Origin of the sequence: Cognatiyoonia sediminum, assembly GCF_900129845.1 — a bacterium.
GTDB lineage: Bacteria > Pseudomonadota > Alphaproteobacteria > Rhodobacterales > Rhodobacteraceae > Cognatiyoonia > Cognatiyoonia sediminum.
Genome location: NZ_FQXB01000001.1, coordinates 1,181,365 through 1,201,091, shown reverse-complemented (window position 1 = coordinate 1,201,091; position 19,727 = coordinate 1,181,365). Strand labels below are relative to the sequence as shown.

Below are 19,727 nucleotides of genomic sequence, written 5' to 3'. Positions count from 1 at the left end.
TTGAGGCAGACAGAAGCAGGTCACACAGATGGCAACCGGAACCAAGGCCTTCGTGGTCGCGGCTCTTATGGCGCTTGTCGCGGTTAGCGCAAGCCAGGGTCAGGCACGAAATACCCCAACAGCCGAGCAGGGCGAGGGGGCTTCGGCACATTAATCTTGTCGCGGTGCTTTGATGGAAAAGCACCGCGGTTTCCCAGGGCGTTTGCCGGGTACGGATTTTCAATTCGTCATTCGACGCGCGAACAAAGCTGGCGCGACAAAGCTCATCGCACGAGAACGGTTTTCGGATAGAAAGCCCGCCGATAGGCGTGCCGACACCGGCTTTATGAAAGCTTTATGGGATCACTTCGGCGCCGAACCCTTTATGAGGGGCAACTTAGATGCCGGCCGTTTGTCGTGGCTTTTTGGTCGCGAGGTCGTTCCAGCGGAAGATCCTTTCGATCCAGAATCCTACGATGCTCTTTTGCAAATTGATGAAGACCTCGCACGCGTCAGCTTTCCTGAAGCCATGGGGGAAAAGTGATGCCTCTATTCGGCAAAATGACGCAAAGTCATCTTCAATCTAAGCGGGAATCCGCTCATTTTGGTCAAACCCCTTTGCGCCTCTTTGTTTCGATGGTTCCGGCAGGCAATCTGAATGGATGGGGAAGAGAGAGCAGCAACTCGGAATCCCCATATTGTCAACACCGTTACCCTTCCCCTTGTCGGCCTGTTTTATTTTCAAACAGGCCGACACCCCCCTCTAATTTGGTTGCGGCGGATTGTGGCTCTTTCAGTCTTCAGTCGCTTGCCTTTCTTTCAAAACGAAACAATTCTCGCACCATCGAGGAAACGAAAGAAAGCAGGCAAGAATGCTTAAAAAAACATGGATCATCGCAGCCGCAGCAACCTTCGGTTTGGCTGGCTGCCTTAACACGGATGCAGAACGTGCTGTTGTCGGCGCGGGCGCAGGCACAATCGCTGCGGATATCCTTGGCACAGATCGTGCTGGGACAGCCATCGTCGGTGCCGCAGCCGGCGTCTTCTGCGACGACGCAGGTATCTGCAGCTAACAAAAAACTCCTGCCCAACTGGGCACACAAACCTATCAATCGCCGTGGGAGCAAGTCTCTCGCGGCGGTTTTGCGTTCAAAGGACCCTTTGCATGTTTAAGAAAATCCTCATCGCCAACCGTGGCGAGATTGCTTGCCGAGTGATTAAGACGGCCAAGAAAATGGGCATCCAGACGGTGGCCATTTATTCGGACGCGGACCGGAATGCATTGCATGTGAAGATGGCGGATGAGGCGGTGCATATCGGCCCACCGCCTGCGAACCAGTCCTATATCGTCATCGACAAGGTCATGGACGCCATCCGCCAAACGGGCGCCGAAGCGGTTCACCCGGGCTATGGTTTTCTCTCCGAGAATGCGAAATTCGCCGAAGCCCTAGAGGCCGAAGGCGTTGCGTTCATTGGCCCTCCTAAGGGCGCAATCGAAGCCATGGGGGACAAAATTACCTCCAAGAAGATCGCTCAGGATGCGAAAGTGTCGACCGTTCCGGGCTATATGGGCTTGATCGAAGACGCGGACGAAGCGGTCAAAATCTCCAATGACATTGGCTATCCTGTGATGATTAAGGCCTCCGCCGGTGGCGGCGGCAAGGGGATGCGGATCGCGTGGAATGATCAGGAAGCACGCGAAGGGTTCCAATCGTCGAAGAACGAAGCGGCTAACAGCTTTGGCGACGACCGCATTTTCATCGAAAAATTCGTAACCCAACCGCGCCACATTGAGATACAGGTGCTCTGCGACAAACACGGCAACGGTGTCTTCCTGCACGAACGCGAATGTTCGATCCAGCGTCGGAACCAGAAGGTGATTGAAGAAGCGCCATCGCCGTTCTTGGATGAAGCAACCCGTAAAGCGATGGGCGACCAATCCGTCGCTCTCGCCAAAGCCGTGGGATATTCCAGCGCGGGTACAGTGGAATTCATCGTGGATGGCGACAAAAACTTCTACTTCCTTGAGATGAACACACGCTTGCAGGTGGAACACCCTGTGACGGAGCTGATCACAGGCGTCGACCTTGTCGAACAGATGATCCGTGTGGCTGCGGGTGAAGAACTGCCAATGCAGCAATCGGATCTAACGATCAACGGTTGGGCAATGGAAAGCCGTCTTTATGCCGAAGACCCATACCGCAATTTCCTACCTTCTATCGGTCGCCTGACCCGCTATCGCCCGCCAGCAGAGGTTGCGGGCGGCCCAATGCTCGAGAACGGCAAATGGAACACGCCTGATGGCAAAGCCGGCGCAACGTCAGATCGCCACGCCGTGCGCAACGACACGGGCGTCTATGAAGGTGGTGAGATCAGCATGTTTTACGACCCCATGATCGCCAAGCTCTGCACTTGGGGTAGGGATCGTGCCGAAGCGATTGAAGAAATGCGTCTCGCCCTTGATGGGTTTGAGGTCGAGGGAATTGGCCATAACCTACCGTTCCTTGCGGCGGTGTACGACCACGAGAAATTCACCTCTGGCAATATGACCACCGCCTTTATCGAGGAAGAATACCCGGAAGGCTTTGATGGTGTTGAATTGCCTGACGACGACATCAAACGCATCGCAGCCGCAACCTCGGCAATGCACCGCGTCGCCGAAATCCGCCGCACACGCGTCACCGGTCGGATGGACAACCATGAACGCCATGTCGGCGCGGATTGGGTTGTTACCCTTCAAGGCCAATCTCACGACGTGACTATTGGGGCCGATAAGGCTGGCGCTACGGTTGCTATCGGTGATGACACCTACCGCGTCGAAAGCGATTGGACACCGGGCCAGCCCCTTGCGCGCCTCGATGTCGATGGCACGCCACTCGTTCTCAAAGTGGGCAAAATCCCTGGCGGTTTCCATGTGCGTTATCGCGGCGCTGACCTGAAGGTCCACGTCCGGAGTCCGCGTCAGGCGGAATTGGCTAAGCTGATGCCAGAGAAACTGCCGCCGGATACATCCAAGATGCTGCTATGCCCAATGCCGGGCCTGATCGTCAAAGTGGACGTCGAAGTCGGCGACGAAGTGCAGGAAGGCCAAGCGCTTTGCACCGTCGAAGCCATGAAGATGGAGAACATCCTGCGCGCGGAACGCAAAGGTATCGTCTCCAAGATCAACGCTGGCGCAGGCGACAGCCTCGCCGTTGACGATGTGATCATGGAGTTTGAATGACCTATTGGGTCACAACACCCCTACGGTCGCGGATTTCCTGCTGGCGCAACGGCATCTTGTCGATGGAGCGTGAAATCTCGCGTACATCCCAAGGTGCGGGTTTGCGCAGCTTGATCTGGCCGTCCTTGCCAACGATGGCGAGCATAAACGCCCGTGGCCGGAACCGCGTACGCAGATCGCTGCGCACATCAGGATCGGTGTCCGTGATCAAAATGACATCGCGGGTCGCGAGTTCGTCAGCTTCAGAAATCAGCAAATCCAACTGGCGCCTGAACTGTGGCTCAAACTCGGACTCACCAAACACGATGATCGGCCGTGCGATCCAACGCAGCTCATCCAAGTCGACCTCCGATGCATCGAATACCTGTGTACGGTCTTCGTTCCAGCGGTCTACCAAACTCTCTTGTGCTGCCGCTGGTCCCGCCAGCAGTGCCGCACCGATCATCGCGAATAAAACTTTCATAACCAAAGATATAGGATCGATTTCCGGCTTTGCTAAGCCCGATCTTACTCAAAGCGGCCAAATCACGCATTTGGCATAAGCGGAGCCTGATATGACTGACAAAACCAAGTGGGAAGAATTGGCCGAAAAGGAACTGCGAGGGCGTCCGTTGGACGATCTGACGTGGAACACGCTCGAAGGGATCCCAGTTAAGCCGCTCTATACGGCAGAAGACACGGCGGACTTGCCGCATATGGGCGGGATTCCGGGGCAGGAGCCTTACACACGCGGCGTGAAGGCCACGATGTATGCAGGCCGCCCTTGGACGATCCGTCAATACGCTGGGTTTTCCACGGCGGAAGAATCCAACGCTTTCTACCGCAAAGCGCTCGCTGCCGGTCAGCAGGGTGTTTCCGTCGCCTTCGACCTTGCAACACACCGTGGTTACGACAGCGACCACCCGCGTGTTGTAGGCGATGTGGGCAAAGCGGGCGTTGCCATCGATAGCGTCGAAGATATGAAAATCCTCTTTGACGGTATCCCGCTCGATAAGGTGTCTGTTTCCATGACGATGAATGGCGCGGTGATCCCGATCCTTGCCAACTTTATCGTCGCGGGGGAGGAGCAGGGACATGACAAATCTGTTCTCGCGGGCACGATTCAGAACGACATTCTGAAAGAATTCATGGTCCGCAACACCTACGTCTACCCGCCGGAGCCGTCGATGCGGATCATCGCGGATATCATCGGCTACACCGCTGATCACATGCCGAAATTCAATTCGATTTCGATCTCCGGTTACCACATGCAAGAGGCCGGCGCGAACCTTGTTCAAGAACTTGCCTTCACAATCGCCGACGGTCGCGAATACGTGCGCACAGCCATCAACGCAGGTATGGATGTCGACAAATTCGCACCACGCCTGTCGTTCTTCTTTGCCATTGGCATGAACTTTTTCATGGAAGCTGCCAAGCTCCGCGCCGCGCGCCTCCTGTGGTCCCGCGTTATGGAGGAATTCAATCCGCAGAACCCGAAATCCTCCATGCTGCGGACCCACTGCCAGACTTCCGGTGTGAGCTTGCAAGAGCAAGACCCGTATAACAACGTTGTTCGCACAGCCTATGAGGCGATGGCGGCGGCTTTGGGCGGCACGCAATCGCTTCACACCAACGCTTTGGACGAAGCCATAGCGCTCCCCACAGAATTCGCTGCGCGCATTGCTCGGAACACGCAATTGATCCTGCAGGAAGAGACCGGCGTTACAAACGTCGTCGATCCCCTCGCAGGTAGCTACTACGTCGAAAGCCTTACCCATGAACTGGCCGAAGCCGCCTGGAAGCTCATCGAAGAAGTGGAAGAAATGGGCGGTATGACCAAAGCCGTGGCCTCCGGCATGCCGAAATTGCGGATCGAAGAAAGCGCTGCGACCCGCCAAGCCAATATCGACCGCGGCACAGAGGTTATTGTCGGCGTCAACAAATACCGACTGGCCGAGGAAGAGCCGATCGACATCCTCGATATCGACAACGCCGCCGTGCGCGACGCGCAAGTTGCGCGGATCGAAAAAACCCGTGCTGAGCGGGATCAGGCGGCATGCGATACGGCCCTCGACGAAATTACTCGCCGCGCTAATGAAGGCGGCAATCTACTCGAAGCGGCAGTTGAGGCGTCTCGCGCCCGCGCCACAGTGGGAGAAATCAGTATGGCAATGGAAAAGGCATTTGGCCGCCACCGTGCGGAAGTCAAAACGCTCGCCGGAGTCTATGGCGCGGCCTACGAAGGTGATGAAGGTTTTGCAGCGATCCAGAAATCGGTGGAAGACTTCGCAGAGGAAGAGGGCCGTCGCCCTCGGATGCTGGTCGTCAAGATGGGCCAAGACGGCCATGACCGCGGTGCCAAAGTGATCGCAACCGCCTTTGCCGACATCGGTTTTGACGTCGATGTCGGGCCACTCTTCCAAACCCCAGAAGAAGCCGCGCAAGATGCTGTCGATAACGATGTCCACGTTATTGGCATCAGTTCCCAGGCAGCAGGTCACAAAACGCTCGCGCCCAAACTTGTCGAAGCTTTGGAAGCGGCAGGCGCTGGCGACATCCTCGTCATTTGCGGCGGCGTCATCCCACAGCAGGATTACCAGTTCCTCTACGACTCGGGCGTAAAGGCGATCTTCGGCCCAGGAACAAACATCCCAGCCGCCGCTGAAGATATTTTAAAATTGATCAGAGAAGCACGGAGCTAAAGCTCTTTCATCTCGGCAAGAAAACTCCTGCCAGAGGCAAAAAGGGGCGCATGAGCGCCCCTTTTTCTTATTCTGCTGGTTGAGCAACCGGCTCTTCATTTTGTGCCGGAGAACTGGCCATCATCAAGGCCGCGTAGCCCAAAATGCCGGAAATGATGGAACCGGTAAGAACGCCCATGCGGACTTGGTTCATCATCGCCGCGTCTTCAAAGCTCAAGCTGCCGATGAAGAGCGACATGGTGAAGCCGACACCGGCTAGGCACGATATACCGTAAATATGTAGCCAATTCGCACCATGCGGTAGCTTTGCAACCCCGAGCTTCACTAAGGCAAATGTCATACCGAAGACACCCACTTGCTTACCCACCAAGAGACCAAGCGCGATCCCCAATGGGAGCGGGTCGAGCAGATCGGCGAAGGACATACCTGTCAGAACAACTCCGGCGTTGGCGAAGGCAAAGACGGGCACGATGAAGTATGTCGACCATGGGCTGACCGCATGTTCCAAGGAGTGCAGCGGGCTTTTGCCCCACCGATCCACGAGCGGGATACAGAACGCCGTCACAACGCCTGCAAGTGTTGCGTGCACTCCAGAGCGAAGAACGAGGAACCACAGGACCACACCGAGCATCAGTGTAGCACCTTGCCTATGGCTTCCGCGCAGGTTGAGGGCGATCATCAGCGACAATGGGAGGAGCGCCCAGATCAGATATTCAACCTGCAGCTCTGCTGTGTAGAAAAGGGCGATGATGATAATCGCACCCATGTCATCCAAAATAGCGAGGGTCAAAAGGAAGACCTTAAGTGAGGTTGGCGCGCGGCTGCCCACCAACGCTAGCAGTCCCAGAGCAAAAGCAATATCGGTCGCTGCTGGAATAGCCCAGCCGCTCAAGCTGGGTAGACCCCAGTTGAACCAAATGAAGACAATTGCAGGAACGGCCATACCACCAACGGCGGCCATGCCCGGTAAAACAACATCGCGCGGGTTCTTCAGTTTACCTTCCATCAATTCGGCTTTGAGTTCCAAGCCAATCAGGAAAAAGAAGATCGCCATCAACCCGTCGTTGATCCAAAGGATCAACGGTTTCTCTAACCCGCGACCGTCGTAAGTAACAGCGAGATACCCGCCGAGGATTTCATTGTAGACCGGCGCGAGGGCCGAGTTTGCGACAATCATCGCGGCGACGGCGCACGCCATCAAAAGCACGCCGCCAAATGCTTCATGTTTGAAAATACGTTCGAAAACAGCGGGGAGGGCCATATCGTTCCTAAATTAAAGTTGACGTTATTTGTCAGATAGCTTGAAAACCCCTTGCATCAAGCAAAATCGGTCGGTTTGGTGGCGCTGAAACGCGTTATTCTGAGGCCCCGAATGCTACATCTCGATCACATAGCTGTTGTTGCGGAAAATCTGGAAGATGGGCGGCGATGGGTCGAGGGAATTTTGGGTGTCCCACTTCAACAAGGCGGTAAACATGACCGCTTCGGTACACATAACTATCTCTTGGGTCTTGGGCCAGATTTGTACTTTGAAGTCATCGCCAAAGATCCAAACGCTGCACCTACTGGACGACCAACTTGGTTTGGATTGGATCACTTCCGCGGGGCACCTCGCTTGGGGAACTGGATTTGCAGCGCCGACGACTATGACGCAGCGCTCGATAGTGCTCCGAAGACCGTGGGCCCAGCTCTGTCGCTGTCTCGCGATGATATCACTTGGCAGCTGACTGCGCCGGACGATGGCAACCTTCCCTTTGACGGGGCATTTCCGTCGTTGATCAGATGGGGGGAGGGCGTAGTTCCCCCTCCCGCGAAGCTACCTGACCAAGGCGTCCGCCTCACAAAATGGGAAGTCCATCATCCAAAGGCATCGGACATTGCCAAACAGGTTACGATGGTTGATGACCGTGTTGTTTGGGTCGATGGTCCACAGGGGTTTCGCGCTGAGTTTGATACGCCGGCAGGTACGAAGGTTCTCACGTGATCCGCGCGGCTCTGCCAGAAGACGCCGCCGAGATCGCAGCGATTTGGAATCCGATCATTCGCAATACGCTCGTCACCTTTACGACGGAAGAGAAGTTGGAAGCGGATCTCGCCTCATTGATTGCCGAAAAATCCGCTTCGGGTCAGAGCTTTCTGGTCTTTGAGGAGGCTCGAAAGGTAATCGGCTTCGCAACCTACGGCCCATTTCGAGGCGGCCCCGGCTACAAACACACTGCCGAACATAGCGTTATCCTTGCGCCTTCCGCTCGTGGACGGGGTGTCGGAAAAGCGCTAATGAACGAGCTCGAAAGGCATGCAAAGCGTGCCGAAATTCACCAAATGATCGCAGGCATAAGCTCAGCGAACTCGCAAGGAATCCAGTTTCACAAGGCAATCGGATATGAACAAGTCGCCACTCTTCCCGAAGTCGGGCGGAAGTTTGATCAATGGCTTGATCTCGTTCTAATGCAAAAACGCCTCTGACATTTCCAGAACTGTTCGGGTAGGATCACGCCATGTCAATTTGGACTCGCATATCCGAAGCTCTTTCCGCGCTCGCCGCAGGCGAAGGGCTGTCTGCCGTTTTTGATAAGCTTCGGACATCGCCGGAAAAAACCGTTGCGTTTACGATTGCTGTCATCGCGCTTGGCGCCAAAATGGCGAAGGCGGACGGTCATGTGACGCGGGACGAAGTCACCGCGTTCCGTGAAATCTTTCACATCCCCAAATCGGAAGAAGCCAATGCCGCACGGCTCTTCAATATGGCCCGAACGGATGTAGCGGGTTACGATGTTTATGCGCGCCGCATCAAAGCCATGTACGGCGAAGATGACTCCGCCCTGTGCGATCTTATGGAAGGCCTTTTCCACATCGCGATGGCGGATGGAGAGTACCACCCCGGTGAGGATGCGTTTCTTCATAACGTCTCCGATATTTTCGGGTTTGATGAGCGCCGTTTCGTCCGCATCCGCGCGCAATTTGTTCCTGATGCCGAACGTGATCCTTATGACGTCTTGGGCGTTGCCCCCGAAATGCCGATTGCCGACATCAAAAAGGTATGGCGTCAGCGCGTGATTGAGACGCATCCAGATCAGCTTATCGCTAGGGGCGTCCCAGAAGAGGCGTTGAAAATAGCTGAAAAACGGATGATCCAAATCAACCGAGCATGGGAACAGATCTCGGAAGCGCACGCTTGAGGATCGCAACCTATAACGTCGAATGGTTCAATCGTCTCTTCAAAGATGATGGCACCCTCATAAACGATGGTAGCTGGTCTAGTCGTTGGAACGTAACCAAGGCGCGCCAGACAGAGGCGCTTGGGATGGTGTTTTCCAAGATGGATGCTGATGCCGTCATGATCATCGAAGCACCAGACAGCAGCCCTCATCGCGACGGTGTGGTCGCTCTTGAGACTTTTGCAAAGGCGTTTGGGCTGCGCGCTAACAAAGCAATGATCGGCTTCCCTAATGATACGCAGCAAGAAATTGCATTGCTTTACGATCCGCAGATTATGCAGGTCACGCACAAGCCGCTTGCTGATCCCGAACGAGCTCCACGGTTTGACCAAGATTTCTTGCTTGACGTTGACGTCGACGCCAAACCTGATCCCATACGTTGGTCAAAGCCTCCCTTAGAAATCGAAGTTACTCTGCCAAACGACAAGCTGCTCCACCTGATTGGCGTTCACGCAAAGTCGAAAGCGCCGCACGGCGCGACAGAGGAATCCGAGGCGATCCGCATTTCGATCGAGAACCGACGGAAGCAATTGGCGCAGTGTATTTGGCTTAGGCGACGGGTGCAGGCTCACCTGAGTAAGAGCAATCCTCTGATAGTGCTTGGTGACTTTAATGACGGACCGGGCCTCGATGAATATGAAAAACTCTTCGGACGGTCAGGTGTCGAGATTGTTTTGGGCGAGGAAGCACGAAATAAACTTTTCGATCCGCACGCCCGTATGGTTCTAGGCAGCAAATTTGGTGCTAAGCCATCCACCGCGCGGTTTCGGCGGCAAGATGGCCCTTTTTTGCAGGCATTGCTCGACTACATCATGGTGTCCGAAGACCTGATGAGCCATCAACCAAACTGGCAAATTTGGCATCCATTTGACCATCCAGCGTGCTTTGAAGATGTGACTTTACGCGACGCATTACTCGATGCCTCAGATCACTTTCCGGTTGTTCTGGACATCGCTCTCTAGATCGCAGGTTGGATTTATGATACCTTCCTGCGTATGAAAAAAATCGCTCTCGCCTGTCTGATTGCTACGCTTGCAGCCCCGGTTTCCGCCGAAGATGAGGGAACCAGCCTCATGGAAGAGGGGATGCAGATGATCCTGCGCGGATTGGTGCAGGAGATGGAGCCCGCCATCGATGACATCCAATCGATGATGAAGGAATTTGGCCCGGCGATGGACGAATTCGCTGACGAATTGGGTCCTGTGTTAGCGGAACTCCTTAAGAAAGCCGACAGCTTGACTCACTACGAGTCGCCTGAGCTTTTACCGAATGGCGATATCATCATCAGACGACAGCCAGATGCGCCGCCGTTTGAACCGGATGATGAAAACAAAGAGATCGAGCTTTAGCGTTTGCTGAATTTGACTTGCGTTTCGCAGTCCAGCGCGTCACCCAACGCTTGAAAGCGCGACTGAGCGACCTCGCCATAAAGCGGTTTTGCGATCTTCGACAGGTGAAGGGTCAGTTGTTTAGATTTGGATTTGTACTTTAGGCGGCCAGGTAATTCGTCGCCCGTGAGCCAAAGCATCGCCCCAAATCTCATTGCCGTTCCCAATATCACAGCCTCGCGTCGCTGAGCGGGCGACAAGAGCGTGAACAGATTTTCAAACGGCGTATTCTCAGTCTTATTCGTATAACGGGTCAGAAGCGCCAGCCCGAGCAAGACACGTTCGCTGTGCTTCAAACCACCAAGGTTGGCGCGGGTCGCGTTATCGAACGTCACTTCGGCGCGGTAATCGGGATGCGCACGCCAACTCACATCATGCAAATGACACGCGGCTTGAATGATCCGCCGTCTTTGCCAACCGGCGCGCGGGAAAAGTGGCATCACAAAATCATATAGCTTGCGGCCAAAACCGGGCAGTCGCGCGTCCTTTGATTCAGCAAATCGCGCAGCCTCGATCAAAGGGTCCAATGCTCGCAATTCATCTGGCATCTGCTCATAGAGCATCCCCTCGCGAATGCCATAAGATGACACCGCGACGTCCTTCGGCTTGAATCGTCGGATCAACTCGTTCAGGACAATAACGGCCTGCGGAACCAGCGACATGCGCGCCTCAGAAATTCCGCACCGCTTACGTAGATCCTCCAAATCGGACTGCGCAATGTACTTGGCCGTCCGGCTGATGCGCCGCGCTGTCATCCGATATTCATGCAGAACAGTCAGCGGATAGCCACGGCGCTCCATGTCGATCCGTGCGATAGCGCGCCAAGACCCACCGACAAGGAACAACCGCATACCTGATGGCATATCCATCTGCTCATGTAGCTCTTTCATGGTGGACTTTACAAAAGAGGCGCGGTTTTTCTTTCCTTTGATCTCGCGCAGTTTCAAAGGACCAAGGGGAGAGGTCACACGCCGCCCAACCCGACCTTCTGCAAGATCAGCAAGCTCCATACTCGACCCGCCGATGTCGCAAACCAAGCCGTAACTACCAGGCCAGCCCAACAGCACACCTTGCGCCGACAATCGCGCTTCTTCCTCGCCATCGATGATTTGGATTTTGACGCCGGTTTTTGCTTCAACTTCTGCGCAGAAGTCCGGCCCATCCTCCGCTTCTCTCACTGCGGCGGTCGCGACCGTAACCAAAGGGAGAATGCCCATTCCTTCGCCAAGGGCGGCAAAGCGGGCGATTGCGGCCAAGGCCCGTTCGCGACCTTGTGGATTGAGGCGGCCGGTTTCAGACAGGCCTGCGCCCAAGGCACACATGATCTTTTCGTTGTAGAAATATGCGGGACTTCGTGCGGCACCGTCAAATACGACCATTCGAACGGAGTTCGACCCCACGTCGATCACGCCAACACGGCTGAGGCCTTTTGCAAGATCGCTGCTGAACAGGGGCTTTCCAAACAGGCCCCAATCGACATGATCGCCGTCGCTTTGTCCGTCCATGAAATTCCCCGTCCGTTGCGCGCAGTTTGAGCGGGCGGACCCGTTGCTGTCAATCGTCGGTATGCGTCAATCGCGGCACATCTGCAGCCCCTGCAGAGCCACGGCCCGATAGCGACGGGTTTTCCATAAAGAAGCGGTGGCAATTGAAAGCGAAACTGCCATCGGGGACGTCCGCGCGTTTGAAACTTCCGTCGCCTATCATCACCCAACTTTGCGCCACATCGTGCAGGTTCGCAGCCATGATTTGGCTGATGATTTGCGCCTTCACAGTGGCGTTGTTGATCTCAATCAACGTCTCAACCCGCCGGTTCAAATTCCGGCTCATCCAATCTGCAGAACTGATAAAAACGCGAGCCTTTTTGGAGGGAAGGTTCTTTCCGTTAGCAAAGCACACAATCCGCGAATGCTCCAAGAAACGTCCAACAACCGACTTCACGCGGATGTTTTCTGACAACCCAACCACACCGGGCCGAAGCCCGCATATTCCGCGTACCACAAGACTGATCTTCACACCCGCTTGGCTGGCGCTATAGAGCGCATCGATGACGTCCTTCTCGATCAGGCTGTTCATCTTGGCCCAAATCGCGCCAGGTTTACCCGCGCGGGCGTTCTCAGCCTCGTGTTCAATCATCTCGATGAGGTTCTTTTTCATCATCGATGGCGCAATAGCGAGGTTTTGAAGGCCTTCGGGCTGGGCGTAGCCGGAGAGGTAATTGAACACCTTTGTTGCGTCGCGGCCGAGATCAGCATCGCAAGTAAAGAAACTGAGGTCCGTGTAAATCTTCGCAGTAATCGGGTGATAGTTGCCCGTGCCAAAGTGCGTGTAAGTGACGAGCTTATCACCCTCCCGACGCACCACCGTACTGATCTTCGCGTGGGTCTTGTAGTTAATGAAACCATAGACCACATGCGCGCCTGACCGTTCCAAACGGCGCGATTGGCGAATGTTGGCTGCCTCGTCAAAGCGGGCTTTTAACTCAACCAGTGCCGTGACTGATTTCCCGTCTTCAGCGGCCTCGCAGAGCGCTTCGACGATAGGGGAGCGGTTTGATGTTCGATAAAGCGTCTGTTTGATCGCAACAACATCAGGGTCACGCGCGGCTTGGCGTAGGAAGCGCACGACCATGTCGAAGGTTTCATATGGGTGATGCAGCAGCAAATCCTTGTTGCGGATGGCCGCAAACATGTCGCCCTCGAAATCTTGCACCCGCTCTGGTACGCGCGGCGAGAACGATGGCCAAAGGAGGTCTGGGCGTTCATCCAGTACCAGTTCTTTCAGATCAGCCACTCCGATTAGCCCTTCGACCTCGACCACTTCGTCGCCTGTTACACGCAATTCTTGCATGATCAGCTTGGTCAGGGCTTTTGGTGCATTCGCGGACATCTTCAACCGAACCACTTCACCACGGCGCCGCCGTTTCAGCGCCGTTTCAAATTCGCGCACGAGGTCTTCGGCTTCGTCTTCAACTTCCAAATCACTGTCGCGCAATAGTTTGAATGCACAGCTGCCCTTCATCTTGTGGCCAGGATAGAGGCGACTGACATAAAGAAGCAAAAGCTCTTCCAACGGCAGAACGCGAATTTCGCCTTCTCCGGGCAGTCTGACAAAACGGTCGATCTGAGCTGGCACGGGTAGCAGCGCAAAGAGAGGCTTCTTGTCTTTGACCCGCTCAAGCTGCAACGCCAACGCAAACCCTTCGTTTGGGAGGAAAGGGAACGGGTGCGCAGGGTCAATGGCCAAAGGCGACAAAACCGGAAACACGCGATCAAGAAATACGTTCTCAAGGAAAACAACGTCTTCTTGTCCCAAGTCATCCGAAGCTAAAATGCTAATTCCGGCCTCTGCCATTTCTGCGCGAAGCGCTTTCAAGACCTCTTGCTGTCTCGCCATCAACTTTCGAGCATCCGCGTTGATCAGTTCCAACTGCTGCGCTGGTGTCAAACCATCAATGCTGGGATTGGCATTCCCCTCGTGAACAAGTTCTTTCAAACCCGCCACACGGACAGTGAAGAATTCATCCAAGTTGGTCGCGGAAATCGATAGGAAGCGCAGACGTTCCAACAATGGTACGCGAGGGTTTTCGGCCTCTTCCAAAACGCGCCAGTTGAAACCCAGCCAGCTGAGTTCTCGGTTTACGAACCGATTTGGACCAGTAAGGTCCATGTCCAACGTCATTGGGGCCGGGAAAGGCCCTTCTAAGAAATCAGCTTCCATCATAAGGCTTTCTGCGCTGCAAACTATTGCAGTTACATGACAATTATCGCTCGAAACTGGGTTATTTGTCCAGCAAGGCGGCCGCCATCTTCATACTGACGGGTTTCTTTTCTGCCATAGCGGCTCGATCCAGCTGCTCGACGATCTGCCCTGCTGCGACATAGGAGCGATCCATCCGAGTAGCGATATAGTTGATCACTGCCGGACTGGGCATGATCTGTCGGTCTGCGAAGAGCTTGGTAAGGAGAACTTGCAAGAGCGTATCATCGGGTTGATCGATCTGCACGATAGTTGCTGCTTCCATCCGGCTCTTCAGGTCAGGAAGGGTCAGTGGCCAGCGGCTTGGTGCCATGCTGGCTGTCAAAAGCAATGGTACATGCGCAGCTCGTAGATTGTTGTGCATGTGGAACAGAACTTCCTGTTGATCGGGGGGGAGTCGATCTGCATCTTCTACAACCACTGGCGAAGGACCGATGTAGTTTTGCGGTAGGTCCTGAGAGCTAAGAATCTTGGCCCCAGTCTCTTCCGCGAAGATGCGCGACAGATGGCTCTTCCCACTCGCCTTAGGCCCCACCAAAACCAACTTTAACTCAGGCCAAGCCGACGGGTCACGTAGCATCTCAACCGCGTGCTCATTTGGGGGAGCAACAAAGAAATCCTGAGATTTCAGGCCTTCGGTCAAAGGCCAATCGAATACCAATTGATTTGACATGACTTACTTCGAGGTGCCGCGATACAGTCGGCTTTTGCGATATTGGTCCATCGCAAAACGGGCCAAAACACCAAGCATTGCAGCAACTGGAACGGCAACCAGCATCCCAACAAAGCCGAAAAGTGACCCGAAGACGGACAAAGCAAGCAACAGCCAAACAGGATGGAGGCCAATCGACCCACCGACCAACCTTGGTGTGAGGATGTTACCTTCAACGAATTGTCCGAGAAGATAGATCGCAACCACCACACCAATGCGTATCCATTGTGTACCATGGGTGATGGTCTCTCCATCGACGACTTCGGTGTAGCCCCAGAATTGGAACAAGGCCAAACCAATGGCCAAAATACCACCGACGGCTGCGCCGACAAATGGGATAAAGGTCAGAAAACCGGCGATAAACCCAACAAAGATACCATAGTTCAGGCCGACGATTGTGAGGGCGATGATGTAATACAGGCCGAGCAAAATACAGACCGTACCTTGGCCGCGGATAAACGAGGCGAGTGTGTCGTCGATCTCAGAGGCTAGGCGGCGGATTGTTGGTGCGTGATCGCGAGGCAAAAGCTCGTCGATCTTTGCAATCATGCGATCCCAATCAAAAAGCAGATAGACCGTCACAACTGGAACGACGACCAAAAGCACCAACACGTTGATGAAATTAAGAACGTAGGACACGATCCCATTTAGAAGCTCGCCACCGCGTGCCTGCAGCAGATCGCCAATCGTAACAAGTTGACGCCGCACAATACTGTTTTCGTCACTCATTTGAGGAAAACGATCGCTCAACGTAGTTTGAAGGCTCCTAAATGCTTCTGGAATAGCGCCAAGAAGCGAAGTGGCCTGCTGGATCAGCGTTGGAATAAAGAGCAGGATCAAAATGAAGAACAGCAGCAACGCTGCCAACGAAATGATCAGAACAGAAACTGATCTACTGCATCCCACCCTTTCGAGGCGGTCAGCAACCGGGTCGAGGCAATACGCCAAGGCGCCGCCGATTACAAAGGGCAGGAGGACATGACCCAAAGCCCACAAGACAAAAAAGAACACTGCCGCAGCAATGCCCCAATACAAAGCTTGTTGTCTGACTGATAAGTCCATCGTGTTCCCTTGTTATCCGATTAGATGCGCGTTTGGGCGCTCGGGTGCAAGAGAGAATGAGAGCTCAACCGGCAATTGGTTGAGCGTGATGGCCCCAAAACACGTTCAGGGCCACCAAGTGCCTTAGTGGCAAGCTGGGCGAGTGCCTGGGAGTAGTACTTTATCGATGACGTGGATCACACCGTTATCTGCAACGATGTCTGCGATCACCACGTTAGCAACCTCACCTGTCCCGTCAGCGATTGTGACACCGTTACCGGCGTTGATGCACAGTCGCTCACTTTCGAGGATAGGCTTGTAGTAGTTTGCACCTGCTGCAAACATGTTGGACTTCAACACGCGGTCATCCACGTGGTACAGAAGTACGTTGGTCAGTTGGTCTTTGTTTTCAGGCTGCAACAGTGTTTCTACTGTGCCTTCTGGCAATGCTGCGAAAGCTTCGTTTACAGGCGCGTAAACTGTGAAGTTTCCTGGGCCCGCAAGTGTTTCCACCAAGCCAGCAGCCGATACAGCGGCAACCAGTGTTGAGAAACGCTCGTCGCCAGATGCGATTTCAGCGATGGAGGCTGCATTTGCTGCGCCAGCAAAAGTAACAGCCGTAGCAGCGGCCGCGATCATTGTTTTAAATGACATGTGTTCGTCCCTTTTCGATGTAACACCGCTCTCTTCGTCGGCGGCATGTGAAGAGTTACGGGGCGGTCGCGGCATTGGGTCACATGCCTCACGCTCTTGTTAGGAGTGCGAAATCTTTGATCCAAACGCGCTTTTCAAACGTCGCCTCTATTGTCCTTTGGGCAGCACAGCCCTAAACCCAAATGAAATAAAGACATTCAAAGGTCCGATCCCATGCGCATGAGCCGCTACTTTTTGCCAGTATTGAAAGAGACACCACGCGAAGCACAGATCGTGAGCCACCGGTTTATGTTACAAGCGGGGATGATCAAACAGTCGAGCGCGGGTATCTATTCGTGGCTGCCGCTGGGGTACAAAGTGCTCAAGAAGATCGAAGATATCGTGCATGAGGAGCAGATCAAAGCGGGCCATCATCCAATGTTGATGCCAACGATCCAATCTGCAGACCTATGGCGCGAAAGTGGGAGGTATGATGCCTATGGCGCTGAAATGCTGCGGATCACGGATCGTCATGAACGCGATATGCTTTACACTCCGACGGCAGAGGAACTGATCACCGATATCTTCCGTGCCAATGTGACGTCTTACAAAGACCTGCCGCTGACGATGTATCAGATCCAGTGGAAGTTCCGCGATGAAGTGCGCCCGCGTTTTGGCGTTATGCGAGGCCGCGAGTTCTATATGAAGGACGGCTATAACTTCGATCTGACCAAAGAAGACGCGCTTCATGCGTATAACCGCCACTTGGTCAGTTATCTGCGGACCTATGAGCGGATGGGGCTGAAAGCGATCCCGATGCGTGCGGATTCTGGCCCAATTGGCGGAGAGGATACACACGAATTCTTGGTGCTGGCGGAGACAGGCGAGTCAGAGGTGTTCTACGACAGTGCTGTGACCGATCTGACCTTCGGCGATCGCGAGATTGACTACGATGATAAAGCGGCCTGTGCTGCTGTGATGGAAGAATTCACGACAAAATACGCCCGCACCGACGAAACCCATGATGAGGCGCTGTTTAACGAAATTCCAGAAGAACGTCGCATGAAGGCTCGCGGGATTGAGGTTGGTCAGATCTTCTATTTCGGGACCAAATATTCCGATGCTTTGAATGCGGCCGTCGATGATGGGCAGGGGAGTAAGGTCAACGTGCACATGGGTTCTCATGGCATCGGTGTGTCCCGCTTGTTGGGCGCCATCATCGAGGCGAGCCATGACGAAAACGGGATCATTTGGCCCGAAGGTGTGACGCCGTTCCACGTCGGAATTCTCAATATGCGCTCAGGCGATGAAGCAGCGGATGCAGCCTGTGAGGACCTATACAAGCAGATCACAGCACTAGGCTTGGAGCCGCTCTATGACGACCGTGATGAACGGGCAGGGGCCAAGTTCGGCACGATGGATATGATAGGTCTGCCGTGGCGGATCACCGTTGGCCCACGCGGGTTGAAGAACGGTGTGGTCGAAGTCACCTGCCGCCGGACCGGTGAAAGCGAAGAGATGCCGCCAGCGGATGCGGTTGCGAAGATTGCCAAGATTTATGAGGGGATTGCTTAGGCAATTACGCGCCGGGTCACATCGTGATCCGGTTCGCACCCGCCCCCAGGGCGGGTGCGAAATATTGACGTTGCAAACTTGGTGAGGTTGCGCGTTGACGCTCTGGTTTTCTTCTTTGCGACGCCGCCCTCGGGTCGGGTGCGAACCTATTGTAGCGCTCTATTTGGCCCGAATCTCCTTTCGTGCTAACGTTCCGCAAAACAAAGAACCCTGAGCAGGTTTCAAATGATAAAAACACTATGCCTCATCGCTGGGGTCTCTGGCGCCGTTGTGGCGAGCCAGTATCCGGCGTTCACGCAGCAATATATCCAACGTCTTGGCGGGCAGGTGGATGCGCTGACGCAAGTTGTGCTGGACTTCGACCGGTCAGCGGTTGAGGCTGGATTGGGCCGAGAAGAAGCGTTGCAGCAGATGACGGGCACGCCGTTCTTGCAGGCGCGACAAACGGATATGCGTGCGACCTTTGCGCGGCATATCGCGTTGCAGGAGCATTTGAACGTGCTGCGTGCTGCAACACCGTTGGAACGATTGGTCATGCCGCATCGGATCGCTGACGAAGAAACCTTTGCCGCGACGTGGGGCGATTTTTCGCCCGCGCTGCCCGTGACCCGTGCAGGGGCCTATGCAGCGGGGTTTGGCGGCTTTGTCGGCTATGTCGCCCTTTTAGTGCTTCTCACGCCGTTTCGAACACTCTACCGTCGCAAACCTAAACAAGCGCAAACCCATCGCGCGCAACCAGCATTGCGCCCGCCTGAACCGGAGTTTGCGCCACCAGCAAGACCACGTTTGATGGGAGAGACGCGATGACCAAAGCATTGATCACTTGGGGCGGCTGGGACGGGCACCAGCCCGACAAGGTTGCGGCGATCTTTGATAAGATGCTCAAGGCCGAAGGGATCGACACCGAGGTCGTCGACCATTTGGACTGTTTTGATGATCCTGATCTCGGCCGATACGATCTGATCGTACCAATCTGGACAATGAGCGATCTGAGCCGGGAGACGACGGCGAAAGTTGGTGAGGTGATCGCGCGTGGCACGGGGCTGGCGGGGTGTCATGGGGGCATGTGCGATGCGTTCCGTAATTCACCATTGTGGCAGTTTATCACTGGCGCAAACTGGGTGGCCCACCCCGGCGGCGATGGTGTCAAACATAAGGTCAATATCATCTCTGATGATCCGCTTGTGGCGGGCATCGACGATTTCGAGGTTGAGACAGAGCAGTACTATTTGCACGTCGATCCAGCGAATACTGTGCTCGCCACGACGCGCACAGATGCTGTGACGTGGTATCACAGCCCAAACGGCGCTGTGGATATGCCGGTCGCTTGGACCCGGCAATGGGGCCTCGGGCGGGTCTACTATAATTCGTTGGGGCATCAGGCGAATGTTGTGGAGAGCGGACCCGCTTACGAAATGCTGCGACGCGGGTTGGTTTGGTCGGCGCAGAGCAAAGCCTTGGCGGAGGGGCAGGATTTGACCCCTTGGATGGCGGAAGGCAACCACTACTAAGCCTGCG

General features: G+C 54.8%; 20 protein-coding genes. 13 read left to right on the top strand and 7 right to left on the bottom strand.

Going from position 1 to position 19,727, the window contains the following annotated elements; translation table 11 throughout:
- Window positions 1-28: 28 nt before the first annotated feature.
- From BUA85_RS17010 to BUA85_RS06000, 4 genes are all read left to right on the top strand, one after another.
- Window positions 29-154 (top strand): hypothetical protein, encoded by a 126-nt coding sequence (locus BUA85_RS17010; protein WP_278246380.1) that lies wholly within the window; start codon window positions 29-31, stop codon window positions 152-154.
- An 18-nt stretch (window positions 155-172) separates the two neighbouring features.
- Complete coding sequence (locus BUA85_RS06010) at window positions 173-523, top strand: hypothetical protein (protein ID WP_072899930.1); 351 nt, start codon at window positions 173-175, stop codon at window positions 521-523.
- 328 nt (window positions 524-851) lie between these two features.
- The gene (locus BUA85_RS06005) at window positions 852-1,052 is read left to right on the top strand and encodes a hypothetical protein (RefSeq protein WP_072900442.1); all 201 of its coding nucleotides are present in this window, start codon (window positions 852-854) and stop codon (window positions 1,050-1,052) included.
- Window positions 1,053-1,144: 92 nt separating this feature from the next.
- Complete coding sequence (locus tag BUA85_RS06000) at window positions 1,145-3,202, top strand: acetyl-CoA carboxylase biotin carboxylase subunit (RefSeq protein WP_072899929.1); 2,058 nt, start codon at window positions 1,145-1,147, stop codon at window positions 3,200-3,202.
- A gap of 1 nt (window position 3,203) precedes the next feature.
- Here the strand turns inward: BUA85_RS06000 and BUA85_RS05995 are convergent, their stop codons facing one another.
- The gene (locus BUA85_RS05995) at window positions 3,204-3,665 is read right to left on the bottom strand and encodes a DUF4174 domain-containing protein (RefSeq protein ID WP_072899928.1); all 462 of its coding nucleotides are present in this window, start codon (window positions 3,663-3,665) and stop codon (window positions 3,204-3,206) included.
- Between the two features lie 91 nt (window positions 3,666-3,756).
- On the opposite strand from BUA85_RS05995, the gene scpA reads away from it, so the two are divergent.
- Complete coding sequence (scpA, locus tag BUA85_RS05990) at window positions 3,757-5,883, top strand: methylmalonyl-CoA mutase (protein WP_072899927.1); 2,127 nt, start codon at window positions 3,757-3,759, stop codon at window positions 5,881-5,883.
- A 67-nt stretch (window positions 5,884-5,950) separates the two neighbouring features.
- Here the strand turns inward: scpA and nhaA are convergent, their stop codons facing one another.
- Window positions 5,951-7,144: a Na+/H+ antiporter NhaA gene (gene nhaA / locus BUA85_RS05985; protein ID WP_072899926.1), complete on the bottom strand. Its 1,194-nt coding sequence runs from the start codon at window positions 7,142-7,144 to the stop codon at window positions 5,951-5,953.
- A 111-nt stretch (window positions 7,145-7,255) separates the two neighbouring features.
- Here nhaA and BUA85_RS05980 point away from each other — a divergent pair, with 111 nt between their 5' ends.
- The 5 genes from BUA85_RS05980 to BUA85_RS05960 are packed head-to-tail and all read left to right on the top strand — an operon-like array spanning window position 7,256 to window position 10,450.
- Complete coding sequence (locus BUA85_RS05980) at window positions 7,256-7,867, top strand: VOC family protein (RefSeq protein ID WP_072899925.1); 612 nt, start codon at window positions 7,256-7,258, stop codon at window positions 7,865-7,867.
- Complete coding sequence (locus tag BUA85_RS05975) at window positions 7,864-8,349, top strand: GNAT family N-acetyltransferase (RefSeq protein ID WP_072899924.1); 486 nt, start codon at window positions 7,864-7,866, stop codon at window positions 8,347-8,349. The genes BUA85_RS05980 and BUA85_RS05975 overlap by 4 nt, the downstream gene beginning before the upstream one ends.
- Before the next feature lie 32 nt (window positions 8,350-8,381).
- Window positions 8,382-9,062, top strand: coding sequence for a molecular chaperone DjiA (locus BUA85_RS05970; protein WP_072899923.1), 681 nt, complete (start codon window positions 8,382-8,384; stop codon window positions 9,060-9,062).
- Window positions 9,059-10,063, top strand: a complete 1,005-nt coding sequence (locus BUA85_RS05965) for an endonuclease/exonuclease/phosphatase family protein (protein ID WP_072900441.1) — start codon at window positions 9,059-9,061, stop codon at window positions 10,061-10,063. The genes BUA85_RS05970 and BUA85_RS05965 overlap by 4 nt, the downstream gene beginning before the upstream one ends.
- 33 nt (window positions 10,064-10,096) lie before the next feature.
- Window positions 10,097-10,450: a hypothetical protein gene (locus tag BUA85_RS05960; RefSeq protein ID WP_072899922.1), complete on the top strand. Its 354-nt coding sequence runs from the start codon at window positions 10,097-10,099 to the stop codon at window positions 10,448-10,450.
- Here the strand turns inward: BUA85_RS05960 and BUA85_RS05955 are convergent.
- From BUA85_RS05955 to BUA85_RS05935, 5 genes are all read right to left on the bottom strand, one after another.
- Complete coding sequence (locus BUA85_RS05955) at window positions 10,447-11,994, bottom strand: Ppx/GppA family phosphatase (RefSeq protein ID WP_072899921.1); 1,548 nt, start codon at window positions 11,992-11,994, stop codon at window positions 10,447-10,449. The two genes, BUA85_RS05960 and BUA85_RS05955, sit on opposite strands and share 4 nt — an antisense overlap.
- A gap of 49 nt (window positions 11,995-12,043) precedes the next feature.
- Entirely contained in the window at window positions 12,044-14,212 is a 2,169-nt protein-coding gene (locus BUA85_RS05950) for an RNA degradosome polyphosphate kinase (protein ID WP_072899920.1), read from the bottom strand.
- A 58-nt stretch (window positions 14,213-14,270) separates the two neighbouring features.
- A complete protein-coding gene (locus BUA85_RS05945) occupies window positions 14,271-14,921 on the bottom strand; it encodes a P-loop NTPase family protein (RefSeq protein WP_072899919.1) in 651 nt (216 codons plus the stop codon).
- A 3-nt stretch (window positions 14,922-14,924) separates the two neighbouring features.
- Window positions 14,925-16,022, bottom strand: coding sequence for an AI-2E family transporter (locus BUA85_RS05940; RefSeq protein WP_072899918.1), 1,098 nt, complete (start codon window positions 16,020-16,022; stop codon window positions 14,925-14,927).
- Between the two features lie 123 nt (window positions 16,023-16,145).
- The gene (locus tag BUA85_RS05935; protein ID WP_072900440.1) at window positions 16,146-16,655 is read right to left on the bottom strand and encodes a fasciclin domain-containing protein; all 510 of its coding nucleotides are present in this window, start codon (window positions 16,653-16,655) and stop codon (window positions 16,146-16,148) included.
- Window positions 16,656-16,868: 213 nt separating this feature from the next.
- On the opposite strand from BUA85_RS05935, the gene proS reads away from it, so the two are divergent.
- The 3 genes from proS (at window position 16,869) to BUA85_RS05920 (ending at window position 19,720) form a co-directional block, all read left to right on the top strand.
- Window positions 16,869-18,209, top strand: coding sequence for a proline--tRNA ligase (gene proS, locus BUA85_RS05930; protein WP_072899917.1), 1,341 nt, complete (start codon window positions 16,869-16,871; stop codon window positions 18,207-18,209).
- A 225-nt stretch (window positions 18,210-18,434) separates the two neighbouring features.
- Complete coding sequence (locus BUA85_RS05925; protein WP_072899916.1) at window positions 18,435-19,016, top strand: DUF2937 family protein; 582 nt, start codon at window positions 18,435-18,437, stop codon at window positions 19,014-19,016.
- Window positions 19,013-19,720 (top strand): ThuA domain-containing protein, encoded by a 708-nt coding sequence (locus BUA85_RS05920; RefSeq protein WP_072899915.1) that lies wholly within the window; start codon window positions 19,013-19,015, stop codon window positions 19,718-19,720. The genes BUA85_RS05925 and BUA85_RS05920 overlap by 4 nt, the downstream gene beginning before the upstream one ends.
- Window positions 19,721-19,727: the final 7 nt, after the last annotated feature.

Bases quoted from the DNA above. Each gene is read 5' to 3' on its own strand.
- proS (WP_072899917.1), top strand. From the start codon at position 16,869: ATGCGCATGAGCCGCTACTTTTTGCCAGTATTGAAAGAGACACCACGC.
- BUA85_RS05925 (WP_072899916.1), top strand. From the start codon at position 18,435: ATGATAAAAACACTATGCCTCATCGCTGGGGTCTCTGGCGCCGTTGTG.
- BUA85_RS05955 (WP_072899921.1), bottom strand. From the start codon at position 11,994: ATGGACGGACAAAGCGACGGCGATCATGTCGATTGGGGCCTGTTTGGA.
- BUA85_RS05980 (WP_072899925.1), top strand. From the start codon at position 7,256: ATGCTACATCTCGATCACATAGCTGTTGTTGCGGAAAATCTGGAAGAT.
- BUA85_RS06005 (WP_072900442.1), top strand. From the start codon at position 852: ATGCTTAAAAAAACATGGATCATCGCAGCCGCAGCAACCTTCGGTTTG.
- BUA85_RS06010 (WP_072899930.1), top strand. From the start codon at position 173: ATGGAAAAGCACCGCGGTTTCCCAGGGCGTTTGCCGGGTACGGATTTT.
- BUA85_RS05960 (WP_072899922.1), top strand. From the start codon at position 10,097: ATGAAAAAAATCGCTCTCGCCTGTCTGATTGCTACGCTTGCAGCCCCG.
- BUA85_RS06000 (WP_072899929.1), top strand. From the start codon at position 1,145: ATGTTTAAGAAAATCCTCATCGCCAACCGTGGCGAGATTGCTTGCCGA.
- BUA85_RS05920 (WP_072899915.1), top strand. From the start codon at position 19,013: ATGACCAAAGCATTGATCACTTGGGGCGGCTGGGACGGGCACCAGCCC.
- BUA85_RS05970 (WP_072899923.1), top strand. From the start codon at position 8,382: ATGTCAATTTGGACTCGCATATCCGAAGCTCTTTCCGCGCTCGCCGCA.
- BUA85_RS05995 (WP_072899928.1), bottom strand. From the start codon at position 3,665: ATGAAAGTTTTATTCGCGATGATCGGTGCGGCACTGCTGGCGGGACCA.
- BUA85_RS05940 (WP_072899918.1), bottom strand. From the start codon at position 16,022: ATGGACTTATCAGTCAGACAACAAGCTTTGTATTGGGGCATTGCTGCG.
- BUA85_RS05935 (WP_072900440.1), bottom strand. From the start codon at position 16,655: ATGTCATTTAAAACAATGATCGCGGCCGCTGCTACGGCTGTTACTTTT.
- BUA85_RS05950 (WP_072899920.1), bottom strand. From the start codon at position 14,212: ATGATGGAAGCTGATTTCTTAGAAGGGCCTTTCCCGGCCCCAATGACG.
- nhaA (WP_072899926.1), bottom strand. From the start codon at position 7,144: ATGGCCCTCCCCGCTGTTTTCGAACGTATTTTCAAACATGAAGCATTT.
- BUA85_RS05945 (WP_072899919.1), bottom strand. From the start codon at position 14,921: ATGTCAAATCAATTGGTATTCGATTGGCCTTTGACCGAAGGCCTGAAA.
- BUA85_RS17010 (WP_278246380.1), top strand. From the start codon at position 29: ATGGCAACCGGAACCAAGGCCTTCGTGGTCGCGGCTCTTATGGCGCTT.
- scpA (WP_072899927.1), top strand. From the start codon at position 3,757: ATGACTGACAAAACCAAGTGGGAAGAATTGGCCGAAAAGGAACTGCGA.